10 protein-coding genes are annotated in these 13,199 nt (G+C 68.6%); 4 read left to right on the top strand and 6 right to left on the bottom strand.

Translation table 11 applies throughout. The features are described from left to right. Positions 1-10: 10 nt before the first annotated feature. From BUB09_RS13585 to BUB09_RS13575, 3 genes are all read left to right on the top strand, one after another. Entirely contained in the window at positions 11-1,372 is a 1,362-nt protein-coding gene (locus BUB09_RS13585) for a hypothetical protein (protein ID WP_072898259.1), read from the top strand. An 89-nt stretch (positions 1,373-1,461) separates the two neighbouring features. Next, positions 1,462-3,444: a dipeptidyl-peptidase 5 gene (locus BUB09_RS13580; protein ID WP_072898348.1), complete on the top strand. Its 1,983-nt coding sequence runs from the start codon at positions 1,462-1,464 to the stop codon at positions 3,442-3,444. Between the two features lie 38 nt (positions 3,445-3,482). Beyond that, on the top strand, positions 3,483-5,279 hold the full coding sequence (locus BUB09_RS13575; protein WP_139250290.1) for a M14 family metallopeptidase: 1,797 nt from the start codon (positions 3,483-3,485) through the stop codon (positions 5,277-5,279). Between the two features lie 8 nt (positions 5,280-5,287). Here BUB09_RS13575 and BUB09_RS13570 read toward each other — a convergent pair whose 3' ends face one another. The 6 genes from BUB09_RS13570 to BUB09_RS13545 all read right to left on the bottom strand — a co-directional run bounded on the left by BUB09_RS13570 (position 5,288) and on the right by BUB09_RS13545 (position 10,825). Then, a complete protein-coding gene (locus BUB09_RS13570) occupies positions 5,288-6,949 on the bottom strand; it encodes a Na+/H+ antiporter (protein WP_072898258.1) in 1,662 nt (553 codons plus the stop codon). 16 nt (positions 6,950-6,965) lie between these two features. Then, positions 6,966-7,838: a DMT family transporter gene (locus BUB09_RS13565; RefSeq protein ID WP_366486459.1), complete on the bottom strand. Its 873-nt coding sequence runs from the start codon at positions 7,836-7,838 to the stop codon at positions 6,966-6,968. A 38-nt stretch (positions 7,839-7,876) separates the two neighbouring features. Beyond that, entirely contained in the window at positions 7,877-8,476 is a 600-nt protein-coding gene (locus tag BUB09_RS13560; protein ID WP_072898257.1) for a DUF2946 family protein, read from the bottom strand. 81 nt (positions 8,477-8,557) lie between these two features. Continuing rightward, a complete protein-coding gene (locus BUB09_RS13555; RefSeq protein ID WP_072898256.1) occupies positions 8,558-9,745 on the bottom strand; it encodes an esterase/lipase family protein in 1,188 nt (395 codons plus the stop codon). A gap of 228 nt (positions 9,746-9,973) precedes the next feature. Further along, entirely contained in the window at positions 9,974-10,186 is a 213-nt protein-coding gene (locus BUB09_RS13550; RefSeq protein WP_072898255.1) for a cold-shock protein, read from the bottom strand. A 201-nt stretch (positions 10,187-10,387) separates the two neighbouring features. Continuing rightward, complete coding sequence (locus BUB09_RS13545; RefSeq protein WP_072898254.1) at positions 10,388-10,825, bottom strand: OsmC family protein; 438 nt, start codon at positions 10,823-10,825, stop codon at positions 10,388-10,390. Positions 10,826-10,980: 155 nt separating this feature from the next. Between BUB09_RS13545 and BUB09_RS17240 the strand changes: the two genes are divergently transcribed. Beyond that, positions 10,981-13,199 (top strand): S8 family peptidase (locus tag BUB09_RS17240; protein WP_084083429.1); only part of this gene is annotated, 2,219 nt, incomplete at its 3' end.

Below are 13,199 nucleotides of genomic sequence, written 5' to 3'. Positions count from 1 at the left end.
GGTATCGCGCATGTTCAAGCCCAATACGGCTGCACCGATGAAGGCCACCGCGCTGTGGGTCGCGCTGTTGATCACGAGCACAGGCGCGTGCAACGGCCGCGCACCGGACCCGGCGACGACGCCGACAGTCGCCGCCAACGCCGCACCGGCCGAACACAGCTGCTTTTGGGACGGCCCCTGGGTTCGTGAAGACCCGGCGCGCAGCTATGCGTATCCGGATACCGGCGCGGCGTACTGGGCCGCGCGCCTGCGCTTGCCGGATGGCGCGACGCTGCAGCTGCAAGGTGACTACCCGCAGGCGCGTTATGCCTCGCTGGTGCTGTACGACGCCGATGGCGCGCCGACCGATGCGCTGCACGACGCGCTGATCCAGCCCGATGCCGGCAGCCGAAATCCGTTCATCGACGGCGCCGAGCGCGCGGCACGGCCGCGTCGCTGGACCGTGCAAGTGCGTGCCGAGGCGGTGCCGGCGCGGCGCGCGGCCAACACGCTGTACGCCGGACCCGAGCAGCGCGACATCGCGCTGCTGTACCGCGTCTACGTGCCGGACCAGGGCCGTGGGCGCACCGGCGGCGTTGACCTGCCGCAAGCGCAGCTGCGGCTGGCCGACGGCCGCTTGCTCGCGGCCGACGACAGCTGCGTCCGCGCCGAAGTGAATCGCGAGGCGATGCCCAACACCGTGGCGCCGCGCCCGGCCTACCTGCTGGCGCGTGAGCGCCCGTTGAAGGCTGGCGCACTGCCGGATGCGTTCCCCGCGACGCAGCCGCTGCAGTGGCATGCGTTCTACGACGCTCGCGTGGTCGCCGCTTGCGCTTATCTCGGTGAATGTGGCGGCCAGCCGGAACGCAAGGGCGGCGTCTACAGCAACCCCGACAACGCGTACCTGTGGGCGATGACCAGCCGTCGTCTGGGGCCGGTGTTGGTGCTGCAGGGAACGATGCCGCGTGTGCCGGCAACGCGCAGCGGCCGCGCGCGCTTTCAAGCCGGCGATTTGCGCTACTGGTCGCTGTGCAACTACGAGGCCTATACGCAGCGCGCCAGCGCCTGCGTCTACGACGAGCAAGTGCCGCTGGACGCCAAGCGTCGCTACACCGTTGTCGTCAGCCGCGCGGCCGATCGACCGCGCAATGCGCGAGCCGAATGCGGCGTCGCCTGGGTCGATTGGGGCGAGGCGGGTGACGGTGCAGGACATGATGATGACGGCATGCTGTTCCTGCGCAACATGCTGCCGTCGCCCGGTTTTGCGCAGGCTGTGCAGAACACGCGCACACCCGGTGACGAAGCGGCCGTCCTCGGCGATTATCTGCCGGGCGCCGTCTACACCGACACGGCCGGCTTTGAGCAGCGGGGCTGCTCCAAACCGTCACGATGAAGCACGGCCTGCATGCAACCGTTGCCGCAACACGCGGCTTGCGGACGATCCTGACGACTTGCCTGATGAGCTGCCTGACCACGATGACGATGAGCCCGACTGCCGCTGCTGCCGCCCAACCCGATGTCGATGTCGTCGCGGCAGCACCCGGCTCATGGACGTCGCCGATCACGCTGGATGCCGTGTTTGCCGATGCCATCGGCATCAGCGCGATCAGCCCACGCGGCGATGCCGTTTACTGGCTCGAATCGCGCGTCAATGAAGCGGGCCGCTCGGTGCTGGTGCGCCGCGATGGCGATGGCACCGTACGCGACGTCAGCGCAGCGCCGATGAGCCTGCGCAGCCGCGTCCACGAATACGGCGGTGGTGCCTATGTGATCGGCGAGGGCGTCGTCTACTTCAGCAACGACGAAGATCAAGGCTTGTACGCATTGCCGCTGGAGGACGGCGCCGTGCCGACGCCGTTGGTGACGACGCCTGGTCTGCGTTTCGCCGATCTGATCGTCGATGCGCCGCGGCGCCGTTTGATCGCCGTGCGCGAAGATCATCGTCGCGCGGATGCCGAGGCGGTCAACACGCTGGTGGCGATCGCGCTCGACGCGCCGCATGAGCAGACCGTGCTGCAGTCGGGCTGGGATTTCTATTCGTCGCCGCGTATCAGCGCCGACGGCCGGTACCTGGCTTGGCTCAGCTGGAATCACCCGAACATGCCCTGGGACGGCACCACGCTGTGGCAGGCGCCGATCGACGCCGACGGCCGCGTGTCGAGCGCGCGGCGCATCGCCGGCGGCGAGCAGGAGTCGGTGTTTCAGCCCGAGTTCGCGCCAGACGGCGAACTGGTGTTTGTCTCCGACCGCAGCGGCTGGTGGAACCTGTATGGCTGGCGTGACGGCGCCGACGCGGTGCGCCCGTTGTATCCGCTCGATGCCGAATTCGGCGCGCCGCAGTGGGTGTTCGGCATGTCGTTGTACGGCTTCGATCGTCAGGGGCGGATCATCTGCGCGTTGCGCCGTCGCGGCGACTCGCAACTGGCGGTCCTCGACCGCGCGCGCGGGATCTTGCGCGAAATCGCCACGCCGTTCCGCGATATTCAGGACCTGCGCGTGGCTGCCGATGGACGCGTGCTATTCGTCGGCGGGTCGCCGACGCAAACACCGGCGCTGGTGCGCGTCGACGTTGAAACGGGCGTGACGGACGTGCTGCGGCGCTCCAGTGCCTTGCAGATCGACGCTGCCGACATCTCGGTGCCGCAGGCCATCGAGTTTCCGACCATCGGCGGACGGACTGCGCATGCGTTCTATTACGCGCCGCGCAATCGCCGATACCGGTTGCCCGATGGCGTTGCGCCGCCGCTGCGCGTGCTCAGCCACGGCGGGCCGACCAGCGCGACGACGGCGACGCTGAACCCGGCGGTCCAGTACTGGACCAGCCGCGGCTTTGCGATCGTCGACGTCAACTATGGCGGCAGCAGCGGCTATGGCCGCGACTACCGTCGTCGCTTGAACGGGCAGTGGGGCGTGGTCGATGTCGACGATGCGGTCAACGCGGCGCGCTATCTGGTCGAGCGCGGCTTGGCCGACGGTCAGCGGCTGGCGATCAAGGGTGGCAGCGCCGGCGGCTACACGACGCTGGCGGCACTGACGTTCCGCGACACGTTCAAGGCCGGTGCCAGCTACTACGGCATCGGCGATCTTGAAACGCTGGCGCGCGACACGCACAAGTTCGAGTCCCGCTACATGGACAGTCTGGTCGGGCCGTATCCGCGGATGCAGGCGCTGTATCGCGAGCGTTCGCCGGTGCGTCATGCCGACCGGCTATCGACGCCGTTGATCCTGTTTCAGGGGCTGCTCGACAAAGTGGTGCCGCCGAACCAATCGCAAGCGATGTTCGACGCGGTGCGCGCCAAGGGCTTGCCAGTGGCCTACGTCAGCTTCCCCAACGAGCGGCACGGATTTCGCGCGCTGCAGTCGAGCCAGCGCGCCTTGTCCGCCGAGTTGTATTTCTACGGCCGCGTGTTCGGCTTCACGCCGGCCGATGACATCGAGCCGGTGCCGATCGAGAACCTGCCGTAAGCCGCCGCACCCACCCTGACGCCTCGATGACGACCTTGATGACCCGCGCTGCTGCCGGCCTCGCAGCCGTGCTGAGCTTGCTGTTGGCCGGCGGCCTGCCGTTACCGGTGCACGCTGCCACCGTCCCGGCTGCCGACGATGCCGCGTCGTCGCTAACGACGCTGGCCGAGCGCTCGGGCCTGCGCCAGACCGGCCGCTACGACGAAGTGATCCGGCTGTGCGATGCGTTCGCGCAGCAGTTCCCGCAGGCAGTGCGCTGCGAGCGCTTCGGCACGACGCCCGAAGGGCGGCCGATGCTGGCGCTGATTGTGTCGGCGCGCGGCGCCTTCACGCCGGAAGCCGCGCAGCAGTTGCAACTGCCGGTGATGCTGATCCAGGGCGGCATCCATGCTGGCGAGATCGACGGCAAGGACGCCGGCTTCATCGCGCTGCGCCAGGCACTGCGACGGCGCGATACGACGCTGCAGCGCCAGGTGCTGGTGTTCGTGCCGGTATTCAACGTCGACGGTCACGAGCGCTTCGGCGCCTGGAACCGCCCCAACCAGGTCGGCCCCGAGCAGATGGGCTGGCGCACGACGGCGCAGAACTTCAACCTGAATCGCGATTACGTCAAAGCCGATGCGCCGGAAATGCAGGCGATGCTGCGATTGATCCAGCGCTGGGACCCGCTGATCACCGTCGACCTGCACGTCACCGACGGCGCCAAGTTCGAGCACGATGTGTCGATCACGCTGGAGCCGCTGTATTCGGGCGATGCCGCGCTGCGCGACGCCGGCCGCGCGCTGCGCGACGAGATCATCGGGCAGTTGCGTCGCAAGGGCTCGCTGCCGCTGCCGTTCTATCCGTCGTTCGACGTCGAAGACGATCCGATGTCCGGCTTCACCGATGGCGTATCGCCGCCGCGCTACTCCAGCGGCTACTTCGTACAGCGCAACCGCTTCGGCGTGCTGGTCGAGACGCACTCGTGGAAGGACTACGCCACGCGGGTGCGCGTGACGACGCAGACGATCGATGCCTTGCTGGCGATCCATGCGCGCCAAGGCGCGGCCTGGCAACCGCTGGCGCGCGCGGCCGATGCACGCGCCGCGTCGACGCTGGCCGGGCAGCCGGTCGCGCTGTCGTACAAGGCCAGTGAGCGCAGCCGCATCATCGAGTTTCGCGGCTACGAGTACACGCGCACGCCATCGACCGTGTCCGGCGCGCTGATGACCCGCTATGACGACCGCAAGCCGCAGATCTGGCGCGTACCGCTGCGTGACGACGTGCAAGTGGATCGGCAGGTGACAGCGCCGCGTCGCGGCTATGTCGTGCCGGCGGCGAGTGCGGCGCTGGTTGCGGCCAAGCTGGATCTGCACGGCCTGCAGTACACGATCGTCGATGCCGCACAAAGCGCGGCGCCGGTGCAGACCTTCCGCGCCACGCAGACGCGGTTCTCGCCGCAGACGTTCGAAGGCCACACGACGCTGAGCGTCGACGGCCAGTGGCAGAACGAAGCTCGCGACATTCCGGCCGGCTCGCTGATCGTGCCGATCGCGCAGCCGCGTGCGCGGCTGCTGATGACGCTGCTGGAGCCGCAAAGCGAGGACTCGCTGCTGGCCTGGGGGTTCTTCAACGGCGCCTACGAGCCCAAGGAATACCTGGAAGCCTACGTCGCCGAAGACATTGCCCGGCAGATGCTCGACGCCGATCCGGCGCTGGCCGATGCGTTCCAACAGCGTGTGGCCAGTGATGCCGCGTTCGCTGCCGACCCGCAGGCGCGGCTGGCGTTTTTCGCGCGGCGCGCGCCGTCCTGGGACGAGCGCCTCGGCTTGTATCCGGTCTACCGCCTCGACTAACGCAGCGGTCAGTGGCCGCGCGTCGCGCGCGGTGTCAGCGCGGATTCGCGGATGTCGATCTCGTACAGCAGCGCGTTGAGCACGGTGTCGTTGATCTCGTCGCGGCGATGCATCCGCAGCACTTCGTCGCGCTCGGCGCGGATGCCGATCAGCCGCAGCTGCAAGTCAGCCTGAGTGCGTTCGCGGACGCTAGCCGGCGCCGTGGCTTCTTCGCGCAGCGTGCGCAGCCGCTGCTGATACGCCTGGATCATCCGCTGCGCGGCAGCGGCCTGCGGTGACAGGCCGTCATTGACGTGGCGAAGTTCGTCGTCGGTGCGCGCTGCCACGGCAATCGCCGCGATCGCCGCTTCGCATGCCTGGATGCGCGCCGCTTGTTCTTCGCGTTCTTCCGGGTCTTCTTCGACCGTCATGCCGCGCAGCAGCAGCGGCAGCCCGATCGCGGCGGCGAACAGCGAAATCAGGATCACGCTGGCGGCCAGGAACACCATCAAGCTGCGCTGCGGAAACGGCAGACCGCCTTCGATCACGAACGGCACCGACAGCACGCCGGCCAGCGTGATCGCGCCGCGCACGCCGGCCAGCGCGGTGGCAAACAGCAGCCGGCGTTTCGGCATCGGCCGGTGGCCGTCGCCGCGCCAGCGCGCGGCCAGATGCGTCACGTGCAACATGCCCCAGACCCAGACCAGCCGCGTGACGATCAGCGCCGCCCAGGTGATGCCGGCCCAGGTCAGCAGCCGCGCGCTGTCTTTCCAGCCGCCTTCCTGGAACGACTCGCGCAGCGCATCCAGGATGATGTCGGGCAGTTGCAGGCCCATCAGCACGAAGATCACGCCATTGAGCGTGTACTCGACCATCTGCCAGATGTGAGTTGTCGCGATGCGCGTGTCGGCGCCGGCATCGCCGGCGCTTTTAAGGTTCAGCGTGATGCCGGCGGCAACAGCGGCGAGGATGCCGGACGTGCCGGCGTTTTCGGCGATCAGATACGCGGCGAACGGCAGCAGCAGGATCATCACGACCGTGCCTTGCGCCTGCACGTTGGTCCAGCCGGCGAGCCACTTCTGGAACAGCGCCATGCCCCAGCCCATCGCCAGGCCGATCGCCGCGCCGCCCAGCGCCACCAGCGCGAACGCGGTCGACGCCGCCTGCAGTGAAAACGCGCCGGTGGCCGCTGCGGCGACCGCGAACTTGAACGCGGTCAAGCCGCTGGCGTCGTTCATCAACGCCTCGCCTTCGAGCGTGTACATCAGCCGCTTCGGGATGCCGGCGCGGCCGGCCAGCGCCGATACGGCCACCGCATCGGTCGGCGACAGCACCGCCGCCAGCGCGAATGCTGCGGCCGGCGGCAGGCCCGGAATCATCCAGTGCAGCAGATAGCCGACGGCGACGACGGTGAACAGCACCAGGCCGAATGCCAGCGCCAGGATGCGTTCGCGCGACTGGAAGAATTCACGCTTGGGCATGCGCCAGCCGTCGGCGAACAGCAGCGGCGGCACGAACAGCAGCAGGAACAGGTGCGGCTCCAGATCGACGTGCAGGCCGTAGCTGGGCATCGACACCGCAGCGCCGAGCGCGATCTGGGTCAGCGGCAGCGGCAGCCGCAGCACGCGTTCGGCCACGGCCGAAATGGCCACGCACAGCAGCAGCGTCAGCACCAGAATCGCAGCGCTCATCGTCTCGTCGTCTTGTTCAAGCAGGCGGATCGGTCGCGGCGCGCGCCGCGATCGCGGATTCGTCCGACTCGCGCCGGATCAAGTACAGACCGCTGCCGACGATGATGGTGCCGCCCAGCCACGTGATCGCATCCGGCAGCTGTTGCCATAGCAGCAGGTCCAGTGCCAGGCCCCAGGCCAGCGCCGAGTATTCCAGCGGCGCGATCACCGACGCTTGTGCCCGCGCGAAGGCTTCGGTGATCGCCCACTGGCCGAGCGCGCCGCACAGGCCGACGCCGACGATCACCCCGGCGTCGCCGCGCTCGATCGGCACCCAGCCGGGCAGCGCGAGCAGACCGGCGCCGAACGACAGCAAGGTCAGCAGCCAGAACACCATGCTCTGCGTGCTGTCGCTGCGGCCGAGCACGCGCACGCTGATCGCCGACAGCGCGTAGCCGGTCGCGGCCGCCAGCACGGCCAGCCCGGCCCAGGACATCAGGCCTTCACCGGTCGGACGCAGTACGACCAGCGTGCCGGCAAAGCCGCAGGCGATCGCCAGCCAGCGCGCGACGCCGACGCGTTCGCCGAGCAAGGGCCCCGACAGCGCGGTGATGATCAGCGGCGCAACGAAGAACAGCGTGTAGGCCGTGCTCAGCGGCAGCGTACGCAGCGCGTAGGCGAAGCTCGACATCATCGCCACCGCGATCACGCCGCGCAGCAGGTGCAAAGGCCAGCGCACGCGCAGCAGGCTGGCGAAGCCGACGCTGCTGCCGACCCAGACCAGCACGAACGGCAGCGACGAGGCGCCGCGCAGAAACGCGACCTGCAACGGGGGATAGCGCGCCGCCAGCAGCTTGAGCCCGCCGTCCATCAACGACAGCAGGCCCACGGCGACCAGCATCATCAGCATGCCGCGGCGACGGCTGCGGTCGGCGGGCCGCACGGTGCTCAGTTCAGTGCGCTGCCGGCCGGCGGGTCGGGCTGCGGATCGCGCTGAAAGCCCAGCGCCGCCGGCGCCTCGGCGTTGTCGAGCCGCTGCACCGGCAAGCTCAGTGCCGCGCTCCAGCGCAGCGTCAGCGCGGTGCGCGCGCCGCTGGGCAAGGCCAGCGCAACCGGCAGCGCGTCATCGATCGATTCGCCGCCGGCGCTGCGCAGCCGCTCCAGCGCCCACGGCAGGTCTTGGCCGTCGAACGCGCCGGGACCGTGTTCGGTCATCAGCAGCAGCGAGCCTTCTTCGTCGAGGTAAACGGCGCGGGGTTGCTCGACGATCAGTTCGTTGTGCGTTTGCACGCTGTCACCATCGCCGCGCACGCGCAGCACGAGCGGTGCGGTTTCCAGCGCGACGTAGCCGCGCTGCGGGCCGTTCTGGAAGTACCAGCGGCCTTGTTCATCGGCCGCGTAGTTGCGGCCGATCGTGTCGATGATCTGCGGCCGCGAGATCAGCTCGTTGCGCACCAGCCAGCGTCCCCGGCGATCCAGTTGCAGCCATCCGAACAGCGCGGGCACGTTCGGCCAGCGCGCCAGTGCGCGGTGTACCCAATCTTCCATCGGCTCTCTCGGTATGCAGCGGGTGGGCGCGCAGCATAGCCGGCTGCCGCTGCGCGTTGGACCGCTGCGATACGCAGCGGCTCAGGTCGCCGGATGCGCCGGGTCGAATACGCGCTTGAGCACCTCGAACGCCGGCTGGCTGCTGAGCAGGTCGAGATGATGCGTGCCGGTTCCGATCCACTGCACGTCCGGGTCCAGCGCGAGCGTGCGATGCCCTTGCGGGTCGATGCCGAGCGCGCTGTCGACCGGCACCAGGCCATCGCCCAGCAGCCGGTCGTTGATGTCGCCGACGCGCTGCCCCGTGGTACCGGCCAGGGCCGCGCAGTAGACGCCTTGCGGCAGCGCCAGCGGCACCGGTCGGCGGTCGCTGCGCTCGAAGCGGTCGGCGTCGGCCCAGTCCTCGTCGACGACGTTGCCGTGGCGCAGATCGGTGATGCCGGCGCTGCGCAGCTTGCCCAGCCCGGCCAGCGGCGCGCTGTACGGGCTGATCGTCAGCAACATGTGCAGGCCGCTGCCGCCGCGCTCCAGCGGCGCGCCCATATGCGGCGTGCCCAGAAACACCAGCCGCTTCAAGTGCTGCGGCCAGCGGTGTCCGGCTTGCGCGGCGTAGTGGCAGGCGCTGCGCGCCACCAGCCCGCCCATGCTGAAGCCGAGGATCGCCAATTCATCGACCGGCTCGGCCGCGCGCTCGATGTAGCGTTCCAGCAGTTCGGCCAGCTCGCGGCCGTTCAAGGACACGTGGCGGCCGGTGTTGTAGCGCAGATAGGCCACTTCGTAGTCGTGGGCTTGCGCCAGCGCCGCGCCGTGGTCGTGGCCCTGGCGCAGCCACTGGCGGTCGTTCATGCACAGGCCGTGAATCAGCAGCAGCACGCGGCGCGCACCCGCCGATTCACGGCGCACGCCGCCACGGCGAATCTCCATTTCCATCGCCAGCGGATTGCCGGTGGCGGCCAGATAGTCGCCCAGTACGCCGTTGAGTGCGGCCACGACCGCGTCGCGGCCGGCATTGCCGTCGATCGCGCCGGCGGCATCGACCAAGGGCTGCAACTGGCCCAGCGTCAGGTCGAGCGCCGAGCCGACCCAGCCGGTGACGGTGCGGATGCTGGTGTAAACCAGCCCAGTGATGCCGCGCGTCCGGCCCGGCGGCACCTCGCCGAAGATCCACGGCGCGCGGGCGATGTTGCGGTGCATGCCTTCGACGATGTTCGTGATCGCCAGTGTGGCGTCCACGGCCAGCCGTGCCGCGCCGCGTAAGTCGGTGGAAAGCAAAACGGCACCTGCAGGAGTCGGTTGAGAGAACGCAGTGTCTGGCCGCGTCTGGTCATCGTGCAACATACGGGCGATATCGCGCACGGAAGCGCCGGCCCAGCGGTGCTGCGGCGGCTATCAGGCCGCCGCCGGCCGCGTCGAGCGGTGGCACGGATGCCATCCGACCCAAGGTGTCGCCCACAAAAAAACCGCGGCACGGGCCGCGGTTTTTTTGTACTGCTTTACGGCTTAGAGCGGGCGAATCTGCGTCGCCTGCATGCCCTTCTGGCCACGAGCGGCGGTGTATTCGACGCGCTGGCCTTCTTTCAGGGTCTTGAAACCGGAACCCTGGATTTCCTTGAAGTGGGCGAAGAGATCTTCGCCGCCGTCAGCCGGGGTGATGAAACCGAAACCCTTGGCGTCGTTGAACCACTTCACGGTGCCGGTGGAAACATTGCTCATTGATACATTCCTTCTTGATAAAAACGGGAAAAACCACCCGTGGGGTGCAAGCGATCAAGGAACGCATCGAGGGATCTGAAGGCCATGAATCGGGTGAATCATTTGGCGCTGGGAAGCCACACTGTGCAAACTTGAAGCGACTGCGGTGGCCACCTTACGCCCTCCCGCGGCAGATGTCGAACCGGGTCACATCGCCGTTCATCAGCTGCTCAATGTGCACTGCAGCGAAATCTTGGCGTTCAGAACCTTCGAGATCGGGCACCCGGCCTTGGCGGTCGTGGCGATCGATTCGAAGCGTTCGGCGTCGATGCCGGGCACCTGGGCGGTCAATACCAGATGGACGGCGGTCACGGCGTAGCCGTCGCCGAGCTTGTCGAGCGTGACCTCGGCCTGGGTTTCGAGCCGCTGCGGTACGAAGCCCGCCTGTGTCAGCGCCAGCGACAGCGCCATCGTGAAACAGCCGGCGTGCGCGGCGCCGAGCAATTCTTCGGGATTGGTTCCGGGGCCGTTTTCGAAGCGCGCCTTGAATCCGTAGGGCGCGTCGCGCAGCACACCGGTTTCGGTCGAGATCAGCCCGCCGCCGTTCTTGATGTCGCCGGTCCAGACCGCCGAGGCCTTCTTTTTGATCGCCGTGGTCATGTTCGTTCCTGATTGTTGCGGGCCATCACTGTGCAGCCGGCCCGGTGAGTCGCATGTGAATGCCGACGACCGGCCCGCCGCGGGTCGGTCGATTCAAGCGGCGCCGACGCCGGCCGATAGCAAGAGTTGATGCCGCATTTCCCCAGGACCGTGCCATGGCGTTTCGCCCTCCTTTTTTCGTGATGGCCTCGATGCTGGCGGTGCTGAGCGCGTCAACGGCGGTGCACGCGGCGCTGGCCGATCCGGTTCCGGCGCGACTGATCGTGCGCTACGACGCGCCCGAATTCGCGCCGGGCACGGCGGTGGGTGCGGCGGCGCTCCAGGCAGCGGCTGCGCGTCGCGTTGGTGATCTGTCGACCGCCAGCGGGCGCGCACTGAAGATGCGCCGCGCACTGGCCACCGGCGCGCTGCTGCTCGACGTGGGTGACGGCAGCCCGATCAGTGCCACCGTGCTCGAACAGCTGGCCGAGCGCATCTGGCGCAGCGCGCCGCCGGGCCTGCTGTCGGTGGAGCCCGACCGGCTGATGCAGGCTTCGCTGACACCCAACGATCCTCAACTCGCCAACCTGTGGGGTGTCGCCGGGCCAGCGCAGAGCAACGGCGTCGCCGGCGTCAACGCAATGGCGGCCTGGGACACGGTCAGCGGCGCTGGCGCGGTCGTCGCGATCATCGACACCGGCTACCGACCGCACGCGGATCTCAGCGGCCAGGTGGTCGCGCAATACGATTTCATCTCCGACACCACCAACAGCAACGACGGCGGTGGTCGCGACGGCGATGCGCAAGACCCGGGGGACTACCGCACGCAAGGGCAGTGCGGCGCGTCGGCGTCGACCAGCAGCTGGCATGGCACGCATGTGGCCGGTACCGTCGCGGCGGTCGGCAACAACGCGCTGGGCGTGGTCGGTGTCGCCTACGGCGCCAAGCTGGTGATCGCGCGCGTGCTCGGCGCCTGCGGCGGCTACACGTCGGACATCGCCGATGCGATCGTCTGGGCCTCGGGCGGCGCTGTCAGCGGCGTGCCGACCAACTCGCAGCCCGCTCAAGTGATCAATATGAGCCTGGGCGGGCAGTATCCGTGCTCGTCGTCGCCGACGCTGCAAAGCGCAATCACATCGGCACGCAGCCGCAACACCACGGTCGTCGTTGCCGCCGGCAATTCGTCGATGGACGCCGGTAATTTCTCGCCGGCCAGTTGCACCGGCGTGATCTCGGTGGCCAGCGTCGGCGAAGCGGGCGGCCGCGCGTATTACTCGAACTACGGTACCGGCGTGGACATCGCCGCACCGGGCGGCAGCTCCGGCTCCGGCCGCACGATCCTGTCGACCTACAACAGCGGCTCGACCACGCCGGGCAGCGATTCGTATGCCTACCTGCAAGGCACCAGCATGGCCTGCCCGCATGTGGCCGGCGTCGCCGGCTTGCTCTATGCGTTGAACCCGGCGCTGACGCCCGACGAGGTCGAAAGCGCGATCACCAGTACGGCGCGCGCGTTTCCGGCCAGTTGCAGTGGCTGCGGTTCGGGCCTGGCCGACGCTGCGCTGGCCTTGGCATCGATCACGCCCGGGCCGGGGCGGCTGTCGTTTTCGGCCAGCAGCGTTGCCGGCACCGAAGGCGGCAGCAGCGTCACGATCACCGTGCGCCGCAGCGGCGGCGATGCCGGCGCCGTCGGTGTGAGCTATGCCAGCGCCAACGGTACCGCCACCGCCGGCAGCGACTACAACGCCGCCAGCGGCACACTGAGCTGGGACGATGGCGACAGTGCCGACAAGACGTTCTCCGTGACGCTGCTGAATGACACCACGGCCGAATCCAACGAAACGCTGACGCTATCGCTGTCGTCTCCGACCGGCGGGGCGACGCTGACGTCGCCGAGCACGGCCACGTTGACGATCGCCGACGACGACAATGCGCCGGGCACGCTGGCGCTGACATCGGCTGCGTACTCGGTGTCCGAAGCCGGTGGCAGCGTCGTCGTCACCGTGACGCGCAGCGGCGGCGACTACGGCTCGGCCTCGGTCAACTACGTCACCGCCAACGGCACCGCGGCGGCCGGCAATGACTACACCTCGCGCAGCGGTACGCTGACCTGGGCCAGCGGCGATGCAGCGAACAAGACGGTGTCGATCCCGATCGCCAACGACACGCTCGCGGAATCCACCGAAACGCTGCAGCTGCGCTTGAGCGCGGCCACTGGCGCGGCGCTCGGCAGTCCGTCGCAGGCCACGATCTCGATCATCGACAACGACACGGTCGCGTCGGCCGGCGCGCTATCGTTCACGGTCTCGACCGCCAGCGTCGCAGAAGGCGCGGGCACGGCCGTGATCACCGCGCGCCGCACCGGTGGCAGCGTCGGCGCGGTGACGGTGGCCTA

Origin of the sequence: Hydrocarboniphaga daqingensis (assembly GCF_900129825.1) — a bacterium.
GTDB classification, from domain to species: Bacteria; Pseudomonadota; Gammaproteobacteria; order Nevskiales; family Nevskiaceae; genus Hydrocarboniphaga; species Hydrocarboniphaga daqingensis.
Note: the sequence above shows the minus strand (reverse complement) of the source record. Positions and strands in the feature narration are given on the sequence as shown.

Bases quoted from the DNA above. Each gene is read 5' to 3' on its own strand.
- BUB09_RS13585 (WP_072898259.1), top strand. From the start codon at position 11: ATGTTCAAGCCCAATACGGCTGCACCGATGAAGGCCACCGCGCTGTGG.
- BUB09_RS13580 (WP_072898348.1), top strand. From the start codon at position 1,462: ATGAGCCCGACTGCCGCTGCTGCCGCCCAACCCGATGTCGATGTCGTC.
- BUB09_RS13575 (WP_139250290.1), top strand. From the start codon at position 3,483: ATGACCCGCGCTGCTGCCGGCCTCGCAGCCGTGCTGAGCTTGCTGTTG.
- BUB09_RS13570 (WP_072898258.1), bottom strand. From the start codon at position 6,949: ATGAGCGCTGCGATTCTGGTGCTGACGCTGCTGCTGTGCGTGGCCATT.
- BUB09_RS13565 (WP_366486459.1), bottom strand. From the start codon at position 7,838: ATGCTGATGATGCTGGTCGCCGTGGGCCTGCTGTCGTTGATGGACGGC.
- BUB09_RS13560 (WP_072898257.1), bottom strand. From the start codon at position 8,476: ATGGAAGATTGGGTACACCGCGCACTGGCGCGCTGGCCGAACGTGCCC.
- BUB09_RS13550 (WP_072898255.1), bottom strand. From the start codon at position 10,186: ATGAGCAATGTTTCCACCGGCACCGTGAAGTGGTTCAACGACGCCAAG.
- BUB09_RS13545 (WP_072898254.1), bottom strand. From the start codon at position 10,825: ATGACCACGGCGATCAAAAAGAAGGCCTCGGCGGTCTGGACCGGCGAC.